Raw genomic sequence first — 21651 nt, forward strand, 5'->3', positions numbered from 1 at the left:
GCTTTATAGTCTTTATTTCAATGTCTGCGCCGGATGATCATGATCATGGCCACACTGGCTGTGGTCTTCGAGTATCTGGATCACCCTGCATTCACAAACACGCCCGTGATCGCACTCACTCACCATGCGGCGCAATTCATCCCGCAAAGCGGTCAGGCGTTCAATGCGATTTTCAATATCATCCAGATGATGCCGCGCAATCGAATCTGCCTCATGACAGGACGCATTGGGCGTCTCGGTCATGGCCAGCAATTCACGGATATCATTGATTTCAAAGCCGAGATCACGCGCATGACGGATAAAAGACAGCCGCTTGATATCCTCCGCGCCATATTCCCGCCGCTGGCTTTCGGTGCGCTCCGGCTCGCGGATCAGCCCGATCTGCTCATAAAAACGGATGGTCGGCACCTTAACGCCGCTGCGTTCAGCAACCTTACCGATCGTATAGCCCTTTTTATCCATTTTTGCGCTTGCTCCTATAGCCACTAGAGCATTTAGGGTGATTTTCAAAAGATGCAAGAGAAAAGGAAATTGGACATGTCCGGTCCCGTCCGTCAGGATAAATTTCGTGTCGAAGGCATGGATTGCGCCTCCTGCGCAATGAAGATCGATACGGCTGTGCGCCGTCTCGGCAATCAGATCAGTGACGTTAATGTCTCGGTCACCAAAGGCACAATGACTGTGACCCATAATGGTGTCGAAGCCGATGCCATTACCGGCCAGTTGAAAAAGCTCGGCTATAAATCCAGCTATATGGGTGCCAATCAAGGCGCTGCTGTTGCAGAGCCGGAAACCGAAGCCCATGTCTGCTCCGGCGATCATGACCACGATCACAGCCATCACGATCATGATCACGCAGGGCATGACCACAGCGATCACGATCATAAAGGCCATAGCCACGCTCACGCACATGAGCAGAAACAAGTGAAGGTCAAAGAGACCTCGCCCCTGCATATGCATGATCATGGCACTAATGAAGACAACAAGCCGTGGTGGCAGCAGGGCAAGGCCAAACTGACAATCGCCGCAGGCTCAGCGCTGGTTGCAGCCTATATTATCGGTCATTTCGTGCCGCAATATGCGCTTTATATCTTCTCCGCCGCTATGCTGGTGGGGCTGGTGCCGATTGCCCGACGTGCTGTTGCCGGCGCCCGTTTCGGCACGCCGTTTTCCATTGAAACACTGATGACCGTTGCAGCCGTTGGCGCATTGTTTATCGGCGCAGTGGAAGAAGCCGCAATGGTTGTCTTCCTGTTCCTGATCGGTGAACTGCTCGAAGGTGTTGCTGCACGGCGCGCCCGTAACTCCATTCGCGGCCTTGCCGATCTGGTACCGAAAACCGCCCGCGTGGAAAAAGACGGCCAGATCATCGAGCAGGATGCGACAAGTCTTAGCGTAGGCACCATCATTATGGTGCGTCCGGGTGACCGTATTGCCGCCGATGGTGAAGTTATCAGCGGCAACAGTGCGGTCAATGAAGCACCAGTTACCGGTGAAAGCACGCCTAAAAACAAAGAAGTCGGCGACAAGGTTTTCGCAGGCACCATCAATGCTGACGCGGTTTTGCGAGTGAAAGTGACTGCCACTGCGCAGAACAATACCATTGCCCGCATCATCGCGCAGGTTGAAGAAGCGCAGGAATCCAAAGCACCGACTGAGCGTTTTATCGACCGTTTCTCGGTCTGGTACACCCCTGCAGTGATGATCCTTGCCGCTCTGGTGGCAATTATACCGCCGCTTTTTGCCGGTGGTGACTGGAATGAATGGATCTATAAAGGTCTGGCTATTCTGCTGATCGGCTGTCCATGTGCTCTGGTTATTTCTACGCCTGCCGCGATTGCTGCCGGTCTTTCTTCCGGTGCCCGCCGTGGCCTGCTGATGAAGGGTGGCGCGGTTCTCGAAAGCGCAGGTCATGTAACAGCCGCAGCCTTTGACAAGACCGGCACGCTGACTGAAGGCAAACCGGTTGTCACAGACATTATCGCCTTTGGCAGTTCGGAAGAAGAAGTTCTCCGCTATGCAGCAGCAGTTGAACAAGGCTCAAGCCATCCGCTCGCTATTGCCATTCTCAAGGCTGCGGAAGACAAGAAACTGGCTCTGCCACAGGTACATGACGGCGCGGCTCTCGGAGGTAAAGGTGTATCCGGCACGGTTGACGGCAAGACCATTCTGCTGGCTTCACCTAAGGCTATCGCAGCAAAAACCTCGATCTCCGATGCAGATCAAAAACGCATTGCCGATATGAATGATCAGGGCAAAACTGTCTCCCTGCTGATGATTGGCGATCAGCTTGCCGGTGGTATCGCTATGCGCGATGAGCCGCGTGAAGATGCACGTCAGGGTATTAAGGCTCTGCAGGCGCAGGGTATTCGAACCATCATGCTGACCGGTGACAACCGCCGCACAGCAGAAGCCATTGGCCGCGACCTCGGCATGGAAGTCCATGCGGAAATGATGCCGGAAGATAAACGCCGCATCGTTGGCGAACTGAAAGCCGGTAAACAGGTCGTTGCTAAAATCGGTGACGGTATCAACGATGCTCCGGCACTGGCCGCAGCCGATCTCGGCATTGCTATGGGCGGTGGCACGGATGTGGCACTGGAAACTGCCGATGCTGCGATCATGCATGGCCGCGTGACAGATGTCGCACATATGATTGACCTGTCGAAAAGCACAATGGCGAATATCAAGCAGAATATTACGCTCGCCATTGGCCTGAAAGTGGTATTCCTGATTACCACCATTCTCGGCATTACCGGCCTGTGGCCAGCCATTCTGGCGGATACCGGTGCCACGGTTCTGGTGACAGCCAATGCCATGCGGCTGCTGCGCTGGAAACCGGCATAGTTCCCAAGACGAAAAAGGGCACCAAATGGTGCCCTTTTTTTATAGAACTATGTCAGGCTGTAATCCGTCTCTTCCCGCGCCAGCTTGGTATATTCTGCTCCCAGAAAATCCAGAAGCGAACGCACCGACGGCAGCAAACCGCGACGCGACGGAAAAGCCGCATGGAGAATACCAGCGCGCGGTGCCCATTCCGGCAGCACATCCACCAGCCGCCCTTCCCGCAGATCCTCACGAATAACCATTGTCGGCAACTGGCACACACCAAGACCCTGCAATGCCGCCATGCGCAACGCTACCATATCCTCTGTCATCAGGCGTGGTTTATGATGCACGCGGGCGGTAGCGCCCTCTGCATTTTCCAGACACCACTCATGGTCTGCGCGCTGCGGATCCCATGCCAGACTGGGCAGTGCCGCCAGATCGGCTGGCACCAGAGCCCGCTTGAAATCTGCGATCACAGACGGACTGGCAACAAGACGCTGCGGACTGTCAGCCAGTTTGCGGATCACCAAATCGCTGTCATCAAGCGGCGGGAACCGCACGCGGATTGCCAGATCAAAGCCTTCCCGCAACACATCAACGCGGCGGTTGGTGCTTTCCAGCAGCACGTCAACCTTCGGGTTTTCTTTCATGAAGCGGGCAATCAGATCGCCGATCTGAAAATAAATCATGGAGGAAGGACAGCTCACCCGTACCACACCTTGCGGCTCCGAGCGCATGCGGTCAATGACTTCCTGTGCAGCTTCCGCTTCAACCAGCATGGCCACACAATGGCGGTAATATTCCTGCCCGATATCTGTCACCGCAAAATGACGGGTCGTGCGCTGGATCAGCCGCACGCCAAGGCTTTCCTCCAGCAGGCCGATACGGCGGCTCAGACGGGAACGTGGCATATTCAGCTTGCGCGCTGCCGCAGCAAAGCCATTCTGCTCCACCACAACAACAAAAAATCTCAGATCATTCAGATCCTGCATGGAAACTCCCTGAGTCATCACCTGATAGGGGAAATATAGCCGTATTATAATAAAGCGCTACGGTATTGTCTCATATTTCAGACATTGTAGTGCATTTTTACCGACTACCGCATTTTTTGTCCTGTTCATATCTTCCTGTTAACCGACGCTCACACAGCAATCGCTGAAGAGCTTTCATCAGGAGACAGACAATGAGAAAGGTATTAGGGGTATACAGCAGCCCGCGCCCGCACTGGGTCGGTGACGGCTTTCCTGTACGCTCACTGTTTTCCCACGCCAGCCACGGTGAGCATGTCAGCCCGTTTCTGATGCTCGACTATGCGGGCCCTGCAAATTTCACACCTGCCGAGCATCCGCGGGGTGTTGGCATTCATCCCCATCGCGGTTTTGAGACAGTCACTCTTGTTTATCAGGGTGAAGTCGAACATCGGGATTCAACAGGAAATGGCGGGGTAATAGCCCCCGGTGACGTGCAATGGATGACTGCTGCAAAAGGCATTCTCCACGAGGAATTTCACTCCCGCGCATTTACCGAACAGGGCGGAACGCTGCAAATGGTTCAGCTCTGGGTGAACCTGCCTGCAAAAGATAAAAATGCCGAGCCCGGCTATCAAAGCCTGCTCAAGACACAAATTCCTGTCGTTGCGCTTAACGACAAGGCCGGAACTTTGCGGGTTATCGCCGGCGCTTTCGGCAAAACACAAGGCCCTGCCCGTACATTCACACCCCTTAATCTGTGGGATGTGCAGCTCAGGCAAGACAGCGCAACAACACTGACAATTCCCGAAAGCCACACGGCAATGCTGGTTATTATCAGCGGCACAGTCGTGATCAACAATGACAAGCAAGCGGGTGAAGCCCAGCTTGTTCTGCTGGATTGTGATGGCACAGATGTCCGGATTGAAGCCAGTAATGATGCTTCTTTCCTGGTTCTCAGCGGGGAACCAATTCATGAGCCGGTCGTTATGCAAGGACCGTTTGTCATGAATAGTGCTGAGGAAATCAGCGCTGCAATTCGCGACTTTCAGAGTGGTCGCTTCGGAACAATACCAGCTTCATGACCGGATTTATCCGGGCATGCTCTGCCGGCCTCACACTGCCCCCCAGCTTCGTGAGACCGGCAGATGATGAATGCTATCCAAATTCCAACCTCAACGTAACTTCAAGGAGAGACTAAAATGAACATTCCAGCGACCATTGCTAACTTCAACGGCAAACGTCCGGTTATTGATCCGGAAGATGCAGTTATGCTGCTGATCGACCATCAGAGCGGCTTGTTCCAGACCGTTGGCGACATGCCGATGACCGAACTGCGTGCACATGCAACCGCGCTGGCCAAGATTGCAACTCTGGCCAAAATTCCGGTTATCACAACCGCATCTGTTCCGCAGGGACCAAACGGCCCTCTTATTCCGGAAATTCATGAAAATGCGCCGCATGCGCAATATGTTGCCCGCAAAGGCGAAATCAATGCATGGGACAATCCGGACTTTGTGGCTGCGGTTAAAGCCACCGGTCGCAAAACACTGATTATTGCCGGTACAATCACCAGCGTTTGCATGGCCTTCCCGTCAATTTCCGCTGTTTATGACGGCTATAAGGTTTTTGCCGTGGTTGATGCCTCGGGCACTTATTCCAAAATGGCACAGGAAATCACGCTGGCACGCGTTACTCAGGCAGGCGTTATTCCTATGGACACCGCAGCCGTGGCTTCAGAAATTCAGCGCACATGGAACCGTGAAGATGCAGCCGAATGGGCAAAAGTCTATACGCTGATCTTCCCTCCATATCAGTTGCTGATCGAAAGCTACGCTAAAGCGCAGGAAGTTGTCACAAAACACGAAGTTCTGGACTCAATGCGTAAGTAATCCGCAGAAGCTTTATTGAAGGTGGCCGCAGGACAGGATTGTTCTGCGGCCACCTTCATTTAATCATATATAGACAACATTACTCAGGCTATCACGGCGCAGCCATCGCTGTGTCATCAGCACCGCAACAATAGCAAGCCCTGTCGCCAAGCCGATCCACACACCGACACCTTCGAAATTGAAGGTAAAGGCCAGTAATGCACCAAGCGGCAGCCCCACACCCCAATAGCCGAGCAGCGCCAGAAACATCGGAATGCGCGTATCACGCAATCCGCGCAGCATACCCGCCGCCACGGCCTGCGCACCGTCAACAATCTGAAACAATGCTGCAAATGCCAGAAATGACACGCAAAGCCGGATCACTTCGGCATTGGCCGGATCATTAATGTCCAAAAACGCACTGATAAAGACTTTAGGGATCAGGATCATCATCAAACCCATAAAGCCCATAAAGCCCACACCCAGCGCATAGGCGCTCCATCCGGCATAGGTCACCGCCTCGCGATTGCCCGCACCATAGGCACGTCCGACCCGAACAGTTGCCACTTGCCCAAAGCCAAGAGGGATCATGAAACTCAGAGAAGCGATCTGCATTGCCACCGCATGAGCGGCCAGCGATGTCGGGCTGATTTTACCCATCATCAACACGGCGGCGTAGAAAATTGTCGTCTCAAAAGCGAATGTCAGCGCCATTGGCAAACCGATGCGCCACAATTCAACAAAACGCGGCCAGTCCGGACGCCAGAAACGACCGAACAGACGATAGCGGCGGAATTTCTTATGAGTACTGACAACAACAACCAACCCTAGGAACATCATCCAGCTGGAGGCAGTGGTCGCAATACCGGCACCGCGTATGCCCATTTCCGGCATGCCGAACTTACCGAAAATCAGGCTGTAAGCAGCAATTGCGTTGAAAACAATCGCGAATGCAGCAATCAGCAATGTCCAGAGCGGACGTTCCATCGCAGCCAGAAATGAGCGCAGACCAATATAACCGAGATATGGCAGCATGGCCCATTGCAGCGTATGCATCATCTGCACAGAATGTGCGGCAATATCAGGACGCTGCCCCATAAACAGGAACACGTCTTCTGCATGCCAGAGCAATATCCAGAACGGAACACAGACGATAATCGCTGTCCAGAATCCCTGACGCACAGTGCGGCGCACATCGCGCACAGAATGCCGGTTGCGGCCAAGCGCCATCGCCATCATCGGCAGCGTGGCGGAAACCAGCCCCATACAGAAAATCATCATCGAATGATAAAAACTGGTGGTGAGCACGGCAGCCGCCAGCGTATCGGCACCGAGGCGTCCGATCAGGATCACATCCGTGGCTGTGAGCGCTGCCTGCGAAAGATTTGTAAAAATCAGCGGCCAGCCGAGTTTGAATGAGGCAAATATTTCCCTGCCCCAGCGGTTGCCGGTATTTGTCTGCGTAATTGCAGTCATGTTCAGCCGCCTCCCGACAGCTTTTCCGGTTAGAACCGGCCTTACAAAGTATTTTCCGGCCTGACTGCCTCAGGAAAACACTCTCATTTTTGTTATGGTATATTCGCAAGCAGTTTCCGGACAAAAGAGCCGGCGCTTATCGTTGAGAACCATGCTGTATCATGCCGGCTCATGAAGATCGAGAGCGATCTGAAGAAACACTAAAATGTAACGAGCCGCAAAGCTGTTGTGCTCTGCGGCCCGCAATATTCAAAAAGCAGCGCTTATCCGCGATTAGTGCACATAGGCAAAGCGGATGACAAACAGCGCCGCAACGATCCATGTTGCCGGATGAATAACCCGCCATTTGCCCGAACCGGCCTTCAGCACAACATAGCTGATGAAGCCGAATGCCAGACCATTCGCAATCGAATAGGTGAACGGAATGCCGAGTGCTGTCAGTGCAGCAGGCGCAGCTTCAGTTACATCATCCCATTCGATTTCAGACATTTCACGCATCATCAGACAGGCGACATAAATCAGCGCCGGTGCTGTTGCATAGGCAGGAACGGAACCCGCCAGAGGTGAGATGAACAATGCAGCGAGGAACAGCACAGCAATAACCAGTGCGGTCAGACCTGTACGGCCGCCAGCCTGAACGCCCGAAGCGCTTTCAACATAAGCGGTTGTCGAGCTTGTACCGATCAGCGAGCCGCCGATAATTGCGGTGCTGTCGGCGAACAAAGCGCGGTTCAGACGGTTTGGCTTGCCTTCAGGAATAAGGCCTGCACGCTTGCTCACACCGATCAGGGTGCCGGTTGCGTCAAAGACTTCAACCAGTACGAAAACCAGAATAACCTGCAGGAAGCCCACATGCAGAGCGCCCATAATATCGAGCTGCATGAATGTTGGCATCAGGCTCGGAGGCGCAGAGAACACACCCTGAAACTGGCTGACACCAAGCATGATGGACAGAACAGTCACAACCAGAATACCGATCAGGATTGCGCCGCGCACTTTCAGCGCATCGAGCACAGCCATCACGAAGAAGCCGAAAATCGCCAGCAGAGGGCCGGTTTTGGTTAGGTCACCAAGGGTGATGAAGGTTGCTTCACTGCCGACAATGATGCCGGAGCTTTTCATACCAACCAGTGCAAGGAACATGCCGATACCGACAGCAATCGCACTACGCAGGGATTTCGGAATGCCGTCAACCAGCCAGCTGCGAATGCCGGAAATGGTGAGAACAAAGAAGATAACGCCGGAAATAAAGACGGCGCCCAGTGCCTGCTGCCATGTAAAGCCCATAACGCCGACAACGGTGAAAGCGAAAAACGCGTTCAGCCCCATACCTGGCGCCATACCGATCGGCCAGTTGGCAACAAATGCCATAACAATCGAGCCAAGCGCCGCAGCAAGACAGGTTGCGACGAAAATCGCATTCCGGTCCATACCCGTCGATGACAGAATGTCAGGATTGACAAAAATGATATAGGACATTGTCAGGAACGTTGTCAGACCTGCCAGCACTTCCGTGCGCACATTGGTCTTATGTTCCTGTAATTTAAAAAGCTTTTCCAGCATGGGTGCTCCCTGTCAGTCTTTTTGAAAAGGCAACCTGACGTTTTGCAAATGAATTGCCTCCTCACAAATTCCTGATACCGAAAGGCTGCTGAGGACTGCGGGAGACGACCTGTTTTATAGCGCCTGATCAGACGGGATAAAACAATGCCACATTTTTGCCATTATCAGATAAGCTGCATGGCGTAAATGCAAACGCCCTGTTTTCCCCTGATCCGGAGACTTTATGCACCGGAACTCGCTGCCAAAGCAGATTTTTGACTGAAATTTCGGGTAAAGCAGCACAGTTCAGAGGTCAAACACCCTGTGTAATTTTTCTGAGAACCGGCTCCCGCCTTTATTCGGCTACCACATTTTGTAATTTCATAATCTGCTGCTTTTCATATGTCTTATAGGCCAGCACCAGAGAAAAGAAGAAAACAGATACGAGTGCTGCCGCATAAGGCAATTGCGGCACAAACTGTGCGGGAAAAACAAAAGGCAGCAGCGGAAAAGCATAGGCAGCGGGAATCCGCGCCTGAAACAAGCGCAGCAACCCGTAAATCAAGGCCATATCAAGCGCCACAATCAGCAGCCAGTTATCCAGCATCATAAACAGCACCGTACCAATGACGGCTGACAGGGTCAGAACCACAATCTGCTTCACCGCCATTTTGCGCATATACATCGGCATTTGCAGCGATTCATAAACCACGACGGTAACAGGCGGGATAATGGCCATTTGCGGATAACCGGCAAAGACAACGATGATGATCCACGCCAGATGCAGAGCCAGATAAACCAGCATATATTTATATTTCACCGGCGCATGACGCGGCACGCCTTCATTCAGTTTAAACAGGTAAACGCCAAGCATCAGCACAAAAGTCGTGGCAAAAATGGCCATGAGAAATGTAAAATGCGTTGCATTGGTCACAATCGGCAGCAAGCCGGTTGCCAAAGCCGGTGCCAGATTACTCTGCATCACCCGCATCACCGTGAGCATAAGCACCAGCACAATGATGATTTTTGCAATATAAGAAATTTCCAGCAGATTAACCGCAAAGCCCAGAATGGCTGTAAGCGATGGCATGATGAAGATTTTTTCCGGCTGTCGGAGCCAGCTCTTTTCCCGCCATACCCATAATGCCACTGCCATAGCTGCAATCTCTGGCAAGATGATTTCGGCATCCTTAAAAATAATAGCGGCCAAAACCATCAGGAGAATGAAACCGAAAGCAGCAGCGTTGGACAGTATTGATTTCATATTTTCAGATTGCGCAAACAGCATTGCTTTTCCGTATTTCCGCCAGAAATGGCTCTGACACCCCGCCACAACAAAACCTATGAATCGCAAATCAGAGCAGATTCGACAACAGAGCTTGCGCGCTCTGCGGTCAAAACTGCTCTGATTATCATCACAAGTACTTGATGTGTATTGCAGGTGTGCAGGCTAGCTGATCACACCTGCAACATATTCTAGCTGAGCGCTGTTGCAGCCTCGTCAATCAGCCTTGCAACCTCTGCCGCACGGGATGCAAGCGAAGCATGGCTGGCATCCAGCTCAATCAGCTTACGTGGTTTCATCCGTTCAGCCATATGCTTCTGATTGGCCGGATGGATCATATGATCCTGCGTTGAAAGCTGATACCAGACCGGCTTATGCTTCCATGCAGGATCGGTCACGTTATCGCCGAATGTCGTGGCAACAGGTGCCTTCTGCGCAACGGCCATAACCAGCGCTTCATCCGCGCTCATATCCTGACAGAAGCTTTCATGGTATTTGTCGTAATTAATCCAGAGATAACCGTCGCTGTCAGGCGCGAGATTGGCAATGGCTGCAGGCGGATTGGCCTGACTGATACCGCCGGGGCTTTCACCGGCATCCGGCGCAAAGGCCGCAATATAGACCAGTCCGGCAACATTGGGCAGATTGCCCATCTCTGTGATAACAGCGCCGCCATAAGAGTGCCCGACCAGCAATACCGGACCTTCTTGTTGTTTCACCATTTTTCGGGTGCGCTCTGCATCATTGGCCAGAGATGTCAGAGGCATCTCCACTGCGCGGATTGTGTCATATCCCTTGCGGGATAACTCCAGAATGACTTTATTCCAATGAGCGGCACCGCCCCAAAATCCATGCACCAATACTATTGTCAGTTTGCGGCTCATCGTTATCTCCTTTTGAAGTGATAATTTTGAAATATGTGCAGTCTTTTAAAGAATTGCAGAACGCAGAATGTCATTAGTTTAGAACGATATTATATTAGCAAAATAGCAGTGCATCGTAATTAGGGCGCCTGTTTTATCCGGCAACCAAGCATTTAATGTTTTTTATGAAGGCACGCCGTACATCGCTATACGGCGTGCTTTTTTATGAAAGATCAGAACAGGTTATAACGCTGTGCAAGCGGCACGACGGAAACCGGTTCAGCCCCGATTTCTGCACCATCAACGCTGACCTTGTAGGTTTTCGGATCAACGGTAATCTGCGGCAGAGCATCATTGAGCTTCATATCGGCTTTGGTCACCCCACGGCATTTAACAACCGGCTCAATGCGTTTATTCAGACCCAGATTCAGTACATTGCCGTCATTGACCGATGCCTGACTGACGAACAGGATTGAGGTTTTGCCAATACCGGAAGACAAAGCACCAAACATCGGACGCATGATCACCGGCTGCGGTGTCGGGATAGACGCATTGGCATCACCGATCTGCGCATAGGCAATGAAACCGCTCTTCATCACCAGCTCCGGACGCTGACCGAAGAATGCCGGTTTCCACAACACCAGATCAGCAACCTTACCCTTCTCAACCGAGCCGATGAGATGGCTGATACCATGAGCAATTGCCGGATTGATGGTATATTTGGCGATATAGCGCTTGATACGGAAATTATCATTCCCCGCACCATCCTGCGGCAGGCTTCCGCGTTGTGCTTTCATCTGATCGGCAACCTGCCATGTGCGCATGATCACCTCACCGCCGCGCCCCATAGCCTGACTGTCTGATGTCATCATGGAAATCGCGCCGATATCATGCAGCACGCCTTCGGCAGCAATCGTATTGGCACGGATACGGCTGGCAGCGAAGGCCACATCTTCCGGAATATTCTTATCCAGATGATGGCAGACCATCAGCATATCGAGATGCTCTTCAACCGTATTGACGGTATAAGGCAATGTCGGCGTGGTTGAACTGGTCAGCACATTGGCTTCTGCACAAATCCGCATCAGATCAGGCGCATGACCGCCGCCCGCACCTTCCGCATGATAGGCATGGATGGAGCGGCCGCCGAAAGCCTTGATGGAATCTTCCACCGTGCAGCTTTCATTGACGGAATCCATATGAATGGTGACCTGAATGTCATATTCATCGGCAATACCCATGCAGGTTTCAATCGCCGCCGGTGTTGTACCCCAGTCTTCATGCAATTTCAGGCCTGCCGCACCGGCGAGTACCTGCTCACGCATACCTTCAGGACGGGAAGAGCTGCCGCGTCCGGTGAAAATAACATTGAGCGGCAGATCATCCGTCGCCTGCATCATATGGTGCAGATAATTCGGGTTCGGCGTGCAGGTTGTGGCCATTGAGCCAGTGGCTGGGCCAGTACCGCCGCCGAGCACGGTGGTGAGACCGCTGGCAATGGAGGTGATCGGCTGGGACGGCGTGATATAATGGAAGTGCGTATCGATACCGCCAGCGGTAACAATACAGCCCTCACCGGAGATCACTTCCGTATTCACCCCGATCACCAGATCAGGATGTACACCAGCCATGACATCCGGATTACCGGCTTTGCCGATACCGGCGATCTTACCGTCTTTGATACCGATATCGGCTTTGACGATGCCGGTATAGTCAATGATCAGCGCATTGGTGATAATGCAATCCAGCGCCTTGTCACTGCTGACACCGGTCGCCTGTCCCATACCGTCACGGATGACTTTACCGGAACCGAAAATGCATTCATCTCCATAGAAAGTATAATCATGCTCAACTTCAGCATAGAGATTGGTATCACCGAGCCGTACTTTATCGCCCTTTGTCGGACCGAAAAATTTGGCATAATCAGCACGGGTTATTTTATAGACCATGTTTTATCCTTATCGGCAGAGCGCGGCGCGATACGCATATCCGGCACTCCGCAAGCTTAAATTGTTGATTGAAACCTGTAATGAGAGCGCTCATTCAGCGGGGCGGCTGTCGGCAAAAGCCCGCTCATTCACACGGGAAAGCGTGCGCGCTTTATTTTCCGCATCCACGGCGCCATCGACCAGATTATTGCCGCCACGGATCACTTTATTGCCGGAGATTGCGACCAATGTGACCTGTTTGGTTTCACCCGGCTCAAAACGCACAGCCAGACCGGCAGGAATATCCAGCCGCTTGCCATAAGCCGCTTCACGGTCGAATTTCAGACGCGGATTGGTTTCAACAAAATTGAAATGGCTGCCGATCTGCACCGGACGGCTGTCCGTATTGGTGACGCTGATCGTGACGGTTTCGCGCCCTTCATTGAGCAGGATATCACCTTCTGCGCAGACGACCTGACCGGCCGTGCCGATTTCTTCATCATCCTGCATTTTAGCCGGAACTGGCAGGAAGCTTCCGTAAAGCGCCAGTTTCATGTCGCCCTGATCAGCATTGATCGGCGCGCGAACAGCGACCAGCTTGGTGCCGTCTTTGAAGGTGCCTTCAATCTGCACATCTTCAATCATCTCAGCCACACCGGACATCACTTCGCGTTTGCCGAGAATGGTGCTGCCGAGGCGCATGAGTTCAGCCACTGAATGCTGACCGTCGCGGATCAGCTCCAGCATGACGAGCGAAATAAGAGCAATGGCTTCCGGATAATTCAGACGCAGACCGCGTGCGAGACGACGCTGCGCCAACTGGCCGGTGGTAACAAGCATCAGCTTGTCAGTTTCATGAGGTGTAAGGTGCAATGGTTTCTCCTTTAATGTTAGGGAAAACACAGGCACAGCAAATCGCACGGCGTGCCGAAACATCGGCAAACCGGTATTTATTCAACTGAACCTGCTTTAAGAATGAGGATGACTGCGGAGCGCACGCCTGATGCGGATGTACTTTATCACGACCATTATCCGCCGCTGCCTCACCGCGAAAACAGGTGAGGTACAGACAAACGAACAGTGTTGTTCACAATTCGGGCGTGATCAGCCCGTGAACGATACCGGATATGCCTGAGTGGCATACAGGAGTGGCAGTGATTTAAAAGATACGGCAGGGCATCAGCACTTCGCCATCGCTAAAACTAGCCGATGTCGAGTCCTGAGAAATGTTCCATCATGTGATTAACGACAAAAAAAGTCAGCAATCTCGGCCCTGTCATTTCAACTCTGTATGAAGAAAAAGCGCGCTGCAGTTTTGCAAATCTGAGTCAGCGCAAGCCCGATAAAGACAGCACTATACAGCGAAGTCAAGAGGGCAGCCCTGCCCTCCTCACGGCAAAATCAACATCATCACAGATACAAAAAAGGCGCACGCTTTTTCTGCGTGCGCCTTGTCATTTTTGGCTCTGGTAATCCGGTTATTGTGCAAGCCACGCGTTGAAGCGCTGGGTCAGTTCCTCGGCATGATCTGTCCAGAAATCCACATCCAGCGGCACAGCCCCTTTCAGGTTTTCAGGAGTTGTCGGCAGTTCTGACCGGTATTTTTCCGGCACCAGAGCTCCGGCTTCCACATTGGGCAAACCATAAGCAATATATTCAGGCAGTTTCGCCTGATTTTCCGCTTTGCTGGCATAGGCAATGAAATCCATCGCCGCTTCCTTATTCGGGCTGTCTTTCAGGATCACCCAGCTGTCGATAGCATAGATACTGCCCGGAAACATGAAGCCAAACTGCTTGCCCTCTGAACGGTTGAGCCCGCTGATACGGCCATTATAGGCTGTCGTCATAGTGACCTCGCCTGAGGCCAGCAATTGCAGCGGCTGCGCACCGGCCTCCCACCAGATAATATCAGACTTGATTTCTTCCAGTTTTTTGAATGCCCTGTCGACACCCTCAGGTTTAGACAGCACCGCATAAACTTCCCCGGCAGGCACACCATCCGCCATCAGTGCAAATTCAAGCGCATATTTAGGACCTTTGCGGAAACCGCGCTTACCCGGAAACTTTTTAGTATCCCAGAAATCCGCCCATGTTTTCGGTGCCTCTTTGAGTTTTGCACCGTCATAGGAAAGCCCTGTTGACCAGACGATATTGCCTACACCGCATTCATTGACCGCAGCAGGCAGATACTTGTCCTTACCGCCGAGCTTTACCCAGTCAATTTTCTCATAAATGCCGTCAGCACAGCCAAGCGCCAGCTCTTCGGATTCTACTTCAACAACATCCCAATTCGGAACGCCTGCTTTGACTTTCGCCTGCAAAACGCCGTAACCACCTTCCCAGCTTTCATCAAGCAGCGGCTTGCCGCTTTCCTGCGCATAGGGTTTGAAGTGGATAATCCGCTGAGCATCCTGAAAATTTCCGCCCCAGGAAACCACAGTCAGATCACGAGCCTGAGCCCCTGTTAAACCGGCAGTGAGTATGCTGCATGCAAGCAATGATGCTGTCAGTAGTCTCATGGCGCTTCCCCTTTTAATAGCGTTCAGACATCCAGAAAACCACAGATCTCGTCGATTGGAAGAGTGCAATTAACACACGGTGAATAAACTCAACGCATATCAGTATGCCCAATATTTCCGATCCAATATGAACCCTGAAAATGCGTCTCCTTCTGATTTTCTATGCATCTAATACAGAAAATTACGTCATATTTTTCAAGTGCAGCCTAATAAGTAGGCGGCGTAATCGCGCTGAGAATTTCACTTTTACCGTCATGCACATTGCGGAAACTATGCGGCAGGCGACTGTCAAAATAATAGCCCTCTCCCTCGTATAGCACCTTACGTTTATCCCCTACCGTGACCTCAACCGCTCCTTTGATAATCATACCTGCCTCTTGCGCAGCATGGGTAAACTCCTGTCCGGAATGGGCGCCCACGGCATAGGTTTCATGAAGCATGAGCATTTGCCGGTTCGGGTGATTCAGACCGATAACCCGATAGGATACGGTCTCGGCTCTTCCGATCTCCGGCAAATCGGCGGCACTGTAAAACGGCGTATAGGGCAATCCGGATTGCAAGTCGGAAAAAAAGCCCGGCAATGTTGTTCCCAAAGCATCCAGCACAGCACTCAGCGTATCAACGGAAGGGCTCATCCGGTCGCGCTCTATCAGCGATATTGTTGAATGCGAGATACCCGAACGCGCCGCCAGCTCACGCACACCCAGATCACGCCGCCGGCGTAACTCCCGTAGTTTCACACCTATTTTCGGCATTTTCCCTCCCCCAAAAACCGTAATACGCGGTGAGAATAATGAACAATGGTGATCAGGGTAATTGTGCAAAATGTAACAGTGGCTGATGCTCGCCTTTCTTACCGCAATAAACCAGAAAGGCATAACCATGACAGCGCGGCTTAAAGCTCTTCAGGATAAGATCATCAAGATCAAGGAGCCGTCACGCGATGCGGTATCGGATACAGCCTCTGTTGAAGCGACAGTGAAAGACATCATCGCCAATGTCAGAGCCCGCGGAGATGCTGCGGTTCGCGATTATTCGATGGCATTCGACAAGACCGCGCCGGAGCATTTTGAGGTCAGTCAGGAAGAGCGCCTCAAAGCCGTTGCCGATCTTGATCCGCAGACCCGTGCAGATACTGAATTTGCCATTGCCCGCGTTAAAGCTTTTGCTGAAGCACAGCTGGCAACCATTCTGCCGCTGGAGATTGAAACCCTGCCGGGTTTGCATCTTGGCCATCGTGTTATTCCGGTTGAGGTTGTGGGTGCCTATGTTCCGGGCGGGCGTTATCCGATCCTCTCAGCGCCTGTCATGACAATTGTTCCGGCCAAAGTCGCCGGTTGCGACCAGATTGTTGCCTGCCTGCCGCCCAATGCCCATCCGGCGATGATTGCAGGGTGCCATCTTTCCGGCGCCGACCGGATTTTCCGTGTCGGCGGCGCACAGGCTATTGCTGCTATGGCTTATGGCACAGAAACAATTCCCGCTGCGGACAAGATCGTCGGACCCGGCAATGCTTTTGTGAATGAGGCGAAACGGCAGGTTTTCGGACAGGTTGGCATTGACCAGCTTGCAGGCCCCAGTGAGATTTTCATCGTTGCAGATGAAACCGGCAATGCCGCCATGATTGCCACAGATATGCTGGCACAAGCCGAACATGACATCAGAACCCGTGTCGGGCTGATCACCACGGATAAAGCCTTGGCAGAGGCTGTTCTTAAGGAGGTCTCCCGCCAGCTTGAAACTCTGCCGACAGCTGATGTAGCCGGTGCCGCATGGCGCGACTATGGAGAAATCACCCTCTGCGCCGATGAGGCCACAATGCTCAGCTATTCCGACTACATTGCTGCCGAGCACCTGCAAGTGCACACGCGTGATGCTCAGGCAACGGCAAAAAAACTGCGTAATTACGGTTCACTCTTCATCGGGGAACTGGCAAGCGTGGTCTATTCCGACAAATGCTGCGGCACAAATCACACCCTCCCAACAATGGCGGCAGGCCGCTATACCGGCGGGTTGTGGGTTGGTTCTTATGTAAAAATCTGCACGCATCAATGGCTGGATGAGCGTGGTGTGGCTGCCGTTGCTCCACCAGCAATCCGCCAAAGCGCAACAGAGGGCATGGAAGGGCACCGCAGGGCTGCTGCATTCAGACTTCAGAATTAGAGCGTATCCCGAAAATCGTTAAGCGGCTTTCGGATAATATACACGTAAAAACAAGAAGGTAGAGCATTTCCTCTATGCAATCAAAACCGGAAATGCTCTCATTCAGCGGCCTTCCCGCTCCATACCCCCGCGGCCTGTCCGGATTATTCGCCCTCACCTCCGGGCAGGCCTGATTTTATTAAACTCTAAAATTAAATTTTATACGGAATCCTAAGTGTTTCACTGTAAAGGAAGATCAGGCAAATATATTTGAAAGCCTGTCATCATGCTTTGGAACCATAAGTTTAAATTTCGGAAGAATAATTACACAGCAGGACACATCATCGTTGTCCTGCTGGCTTTTTCGACACCTCTGCTTATTGGTACCCCGATTTTATACTGGCAATCCGGAAAAGCTCTATACCGCAAAGCACAAACGGCAAGCCGGGCAACCGTCAATCATGTAGACAGCATTCTTGATAACGCTATAGAGGCCACAGAAGAATCCTCCCTGCTCCTCAACAAACCCTGTTCTGAAATTGTTGAAGCTCTGCGTATAAAAGCAACCACAACCTCCTTTATAAGATCTTTGATTATCTCTGATCAGGGCATTGTTTACTGCAGTACAGTTTACGGCGAGGCAAAACGGCCTCTCAATGTTCATTATTTTCACAGAGACAGGCTCGCTTTACTTTCAGGCAATATAGTCACACCTGACCGCGCTATTCTTGTTTATCAGCTTAAGAAGAATGACACATCTGTCATTGCCACGATTGACGGGTTGCATGTCATACAGCTGCTCAACAGCAATGAGATGACGCCGGAAACAACGCTGATTGTCGGCTCTTACTGGATGGGGCGTGACGGCAAAGTTCACAACACTGTGGTCAGAGAAGCCGGAAAAGAATCCGCTTATGCAAGTTCGATCAAATACCCGTTTTCCGTGCAGTCCGGCTATGGAAAAGGGGCACTGCTCGAATATATCCTGACACGGCATCTGCCGCTTCTGGCTTTGCTCGTGGCACTGGGGGGCTTGAGCGCTTTTGCAGTCAACCGGCTGGCGATGAGTGCCCGCAACATGACTGCAGAAATAAAGCGCGCCATACGCAATAACGAATTTATGCCGTATTATCAGCCGGTCGTGAGAAGTGATACTCAGGAATGGATCGGCGCTGAAGTTCTGGTTCGCTGGGCACACCCGATAGAGGGCCTGATCCCGCCGGATAATTTCATACCTTTTATGGAGCGTTCAGGGCTCATCATACCGATGACCACAGGCCTGATGGAGCGTGTTGCCAAAGAACTGGCTGCAATACAAAAAAGCCTTCCGGACGATTTTCACATCGGGATCAATATTTCATCTGCCCAACTGGCAGAAGAAGATCTGGCAAGCCAGTGCCGCCAGTTTCTCGAACAATTTCCTGCGGGCAAAGTTCAGCTGGTGCTGGAACTGACTGAGCGTGAAGCGATTGAACCGACAGAGGAGCTGCAAGAACGTGTCGGTCACCTCCGCCAAGCCGGCGTGCAAATTGCTCTCGATGATTTTGGCGTCGGACATTCAAACCTTAATTATCTGCAGGAATTTCACGCAGATTTGCTCAAAATAGACCGCAGTTTTGTTGCTGGCATCATCAATAGCGACCTTTCCCAGCATGTATTGCAGAGCATTATCGATCTGGCCATTCGCCTGAATCTCAAAATTGTGGCCGAAGGTATCGAGACACAGGAACAGGCCGATTATTTGCTGGAAAAAGGCATTCATCTTCTTCAGGGATATTATTTCTCAGCACCGGTGCCGGTCGAGACTTTTGCAGATCTTTTGCAAAAACATAAAACCGCCAAAAGCTAACGGCTTGCGTGCGTGTCCTTCAAACAAGCTATCAAAGCCGTAATCCGGCGCAGATGCGTTGCCAAAAAGATACCATCTCTCTGACATTTCCCCGATCTTTGTAAAAATAATTGATCACTTGGTAAACTCTTTGTAGACGCTTAAGAAAACCTTAAGTATCGCAAGGAAGCAAGCTGTCTTCCTCTCTAAAAAACTGGAGCCGGTTTGTCCGTGTCATTATCCCCGCTGAAATTATCCCTGTTACTCGCCTGCGCCGCAGCTCTTTCTGCCTGTACCACTGTCCAGAGCCCGCCACCTCTCATCAATGCCGGTGTAACTCAGCCACAGCCGGTAAAACCGGAACCTGTATCCGAGCCGGAAGCACCGGCCACGACACCGGAAACGGACAGTGCCGCGCATATGTATCGCGCAATGACAGATCAAAATTATCAGATCCCTGCCATTGACCTCTCCAAGCTGAAACCGGAACACCGCCGCACTGTTGTGGAATACAGCACATCAGAAAAACCGGGCACCATTATTGTCGACCAGCCTGCCCGCTATCTCTATTTTGTCCTGCCGGAAGGTAAGGCTGTCCGTTATGCCGTTGGTGTTGGCCCCGCAGCCCGTGGCTTTAACGGCGGCGATGCAATTATTGCGCATAAGGCAGCATGGCCACGCTGGACGCCGACCCAGAACATGATCAAGCGCAATCCTAATCAGTATTCGCGCTACAAAGACGGTGTTGACGGCGGCCCGCGCAATCCGATGGGTGCCCGCGCGCTGTATATGCATAAAGATGGCATCGACACGTATTACCGCGTCCACGGCACCAATAATCCGTCATCGATCGGTAAAGGTGTTTCCGCCGGTTGTATCCGTCTTATCAATCAGGACATTATCGACCTGCACTCCCGTGTTAAAAACGGCGCTCGCATCGTCGTAAAATAATCATAAGTATAGCCCGCCCCGAGATCAGCTGTATTTCGGGGCGGCTTTTAACTACAGTTATACCAGCACAGCATGCATTTTCAGTCAGAGAGCGTATTTTTGTAGATCACGCCATTCTTCATGATAATCTTGAAATTGTTTTCGGGATCGGCGACCAGATCGAGATTTTCCAGCGGGTTGCCCTCAACGAGTAAAAGGTCAGCAAGTGCGCCTTTCTCGACCACGCCAAGCTTCCCCGGATAGGGATTGCGTTTGCCAGACAGCGCCAGCAATTCGGCATTGGTGCCGGTTGCCATGCTAAGCGCCTCAGCAGGTGTGTACCAGCGAGAGAGCGAGGCCAGAATTGCTCCTTGCTGTTGCGCCATTGCACGAGAGAACAGGACGTCTGTCCCCCACGCTGTTTTGATCTTGTATTTCTTTGCTAATTCATAAGTCCGGCCAATGCCGGGCCAGATCTCTTCAGCCTTGGCTCGCTCTACTGATCCCTCCGGAAGACCGGTTCTCATGGCTTCATGAAGTGGTTGCAAACTCAGCCAGACACCTTTCTCCGCAATAAGCTTGGCGTCCGCCTCACTCATCAGGAAGCCATGTTCGATACATTTCACACCGGCCTCTATGGCCATTTCGATTGCTTCCGGCGTGAAAGCATGCGCGGCGACATAGGTGCCCCAATTTTCTGCAATTTCAACGGCTGCCCGTAATTCAGGCGCAGTAAAAGTGGTTACATCGAGCGGGCTGTGGGGTGATGACACGCCACCGCCAGCCGTCAGTTTTAGCTGCACGGCGCCTTGCATGAACTGCTCGCGTGCGCGCAAGCGCACCTCATCAGGACTGTCCACAATGATACTGCCGCCGTTTGTCTCCATCGGCGTGAAAGGCCCGCCGATCTTCCGTGGCAAATCGCTCATCTGGCGAAAATCACCATGCCCGCTCGTCACGGTCAGCATCGCCCCCGAAGGATAGATACGCGGCCCGTCAATGATGCCGCGATCAATCGCTTCCTTAAGGCTGAAAGCCGGCCCGCCCACATCGCGGACACTGGTGAAACCGCGCATCAGCGTATCTCTTGCTTCGTCACCGGCAGCAAGATTGGCAAGACCGATATCGTTCATCGTCTCTGTCGGCGTAGACGCAATCAGCATTGCATGCCAATGCGCATCGATCAGCCCCGGCATCAGTGTGCGTCCGTTACCGGCAATGCGCTGAGTGCCCTCACCTTCAATGGGACCGGTTGAAATACGCTCGATCACGTTGCCGTTGACCAGTACGTTTGACGGCGCAGACAGAGAAGTCGCTCCCTTTCCGTCGAAAATTCTTACATTCTCGAAGAGCACAGCCTCTGCATGCGCTGTAACTCCGTCTGCAGCGAGCAGCGTGACGCCGCAGGCTAAGACCTGAAACAATTTGAGCATACTTGCTTCTCCATCTTATCAGATGCACGATTGATTA

General features: G+C 52.2%; 17 protein-coding genes. 6 read left to right on the top strand and 11 right to left on the bottom strand.

Features of this window, described 5'->3' with window-relative positions; all coding sequences use genetic code 11:
- Nucleotides 1–12: 12 nt before the first annotated feature.
- A complete protein-coding gene (locus tag P8H26_RS07845) occupies nt 13–462 on the bottom strand; it encodes a helix-turn-helix domain-containing protein (RefSeq protein ID WP_289632379.1) in 450 nt (149 codons plus the stop codon).
- A gap of 75 nt (nt 463–537) precedes the next feature.
- Here P8H26_RS07845 and P8H26_RS07850 point away from each other — a divergent pair, with 75 nt between their 5' ends.
- Nucleotides 538–2847, top strand: a complete 2310-nt coding sequence (locus P8H26_RS07850) for a heavy metal translocating P-type ATPase (protein ID WP_289632380.1) — start codon at nt 538–540, stop codon at nt 2845–2847.
- A 47-nt stretch (nt 2848–2894) separates the two neighbouring features.
- On the opposite strand, the gene P8H26_RS07855 is transcribed toward P8H26_RS07850, so the two are convergent.
- Nucleotides 2895–3821, bottom strand: coding sequence for a LysR substrate-binding domain-containing protein (locus P8H26_RS07855; RefSeq protein WP_289632381.1), 927 nt, complete (start codon nt 3819–3821; stop codon nt 2895–2897).
- A 191-nt stretch (nt 3822–4012) separates the two neighbouring features.
- On the opposite strand from P8H26_RS07855, the gene P8H26_RS07860 reads away from it, so the two are divergent.
- Both P8H26_RS07860 and P8H26_RS07865 read left to right on the top strand, forming a co-directional pair.
- Nucleotides 4013–4882, top strand: coding sequence for a pirin family protein (locus P8H26_RS07860; protein WP_289632382.1), 870 nt, complete (start codon nt 4013–4015; stop codon nt 4880–4882).
- Between the two features lie 117 nt (nt 4883–4999).
- On the top strand, nt 5000–5689 hold the full coding sequence (locus tag P8H26_RS07865) for a hydrolase (RefSeq protein ID WP_289632383.1): 690 nt from the start codon (nt 5000–5002) through the stop codon (nt 5687–5689).
- A 63-nt stretch (nt 5690–5752) separates the two neighbouring features.
- On the opposite strand, the gene P8H26_RS07870 is transcribed toward P8H26_RS07865, so the two are convergent.
- From P8H26_RS07870 to P8H26_RS07905, 8 genes are all read right to left on the bottom strand, one after another.
- Entirely contained in the window at nt 5753–7144 is a 1392-nt protein-coding gene (locus P8H26_RS07870; protein WP_289632384.1) for an MATE family efflux transporter, read from the bottom strand.
- Nucleotides 7145–7417: 273 nt separating this feature from the next.
- Nucleotides 7418–8707 (bottom strand): NCS2 family permease, encoded by a 1290-nt coding sequence (locus tag P8H26_RS07875; RefSeq protein WP_289632385.1) that lies wholly within the window; start codon nt 8705–8707, stop codon nt 7418–7420.
- 334 nt (nt 8708–9041) lie between these two features.
- Nucleotides 9042–9950, bottom strand: coding sequence for a hypothetical protein (locus tag P8H26_RS07880; protein ID WP_289632386.1), 909 nt, complete (start codon nt 9948–9950; stop codon nt 9042–9044).
- Nucleotides 9951–10162: 212 nt separating this feature from the next.
- Nucleotides 10163–10855: an alpha/beta hydrolase gene (locus tag P8H26_RS07885; protein WP_289632387.1), complete on the bottom strand. Its 693-nt coding sequence runs from the start codon at nt 10853–10855 to the stop codon at nt 10163–10165.
- A gap of 212 nt (nt 10856–11067) precedes the next feature.
- A complete protein-coding gene (gene ureC, locus P8H26_RS07890) occupies nt 11068–12783 on the bottom strand; it encodes an urease subunit alpha (RefSeq protein ID WP_289632388.1) in 1716 nt (571 codons plus the stop codon).
- 90 nt (nt 12784–12873) lie between these two features.
- Nucleotides 12874–13635, bottom strand: coding sequence for an urease subunit beta (gene ureB, locus P8H26_RS07895; RefSeq protein WP_289632389.1), 762 nt, complete (start codon nt 13633–13635; stop codon nt 12874–12876).
- A gap of 605 nt (nt 13636–14240) precedes the next feature.
- Nucleotides 14241–15281, bottom strand: coding sequence for an ABC transporter substrate-binding protein (locus P8H26_RS07900; protein ID WP_289632390.1), 1041 nt, complete (start codon nt 15279–15281; stop codon nt 14241–14243).
- A gap of 206 nt (nt 15282–15487) precedes the next feature.
- Complete coding sequence (locus tag P8H26_RS07905; RefSeq protein ID WP_289632391.1) at nt 15488–16036, bottom strand: cupin domain-containing protein; 549 nt, start codon at nt 16034–16036, stop codon at nt 15488–15490.
- Nucleotides 16037–16163: 127 nt separating this feature from the next.
- On the opposite strand from P8H26_RS07905, the gene hisD reads away from it, so the two are divergent.
- The 3 genes from hisD to P8H26_RS07920 all read left to right on the top strand — a co-directional run bounded on the left by hisD (nt 16164) and on the right by P8H26_RS07920 (nt 20202).
- The gene (gene hisD / locus P8H26_RS07910; RefSeq protein WP_289632392.1) at nt 16164–17444 is read left to right on the top strand and encodes a histidinol dehydrogenase; all 1281 of its coding nucleotides are present in this window, start codon (nt 16164–16166) and stop codon (nt 17442–17444) included.
- 265 nt (nt 17445–17709) lie between these two features.
- Entirely contained in the window at nt 17710–19272 is a 1563-nt protein-coding gene (locus P8H26_RS07915; RefSeq protein ID WP_289632393.1) for a cyclic diguanylate phosphodiesterase, read from the top strand.
- 210 nt (nt 19273–19482) lie between these two features.
- Nucleotides 19483–20202, top strand: a complete 720-nt coding sequence (locus tag P8H26_RS07920; RefSeq protein ID WP_289632461.1) for a L,D-transpeptidase — start codon at nt 19483–19485, stop codon at nt 20200–20202.
- A gap of 80 nt (nt 20203–20282) precedes the next feature.
- Here the strand turns inward: P8H26_RS07920 and P8H26_RS07925 are convergent, their stop codons facing one another.
- Nucleotides 20283–21614, bottom strand: a complete 1332-nt coding sequence (locus P8H26_RS07925) for an amidohydrolase family protein (protein ID WP_289632394.1) — start codon at nt 21612–21614, stop codon at nt 20283–20285.
- Nucleotides 21615–21651: the final 37 nt, after the last annotated feature.

This window comes from Pseudochrobactrum sp. sp1633 (genome assembly GCF_030376605.1).
Lineage (GTDB): Bacteria > Pseudomonadota > Alphaproteobacteria > Rhizobiales > Rhizobiaceae > Pseudochrobactrum.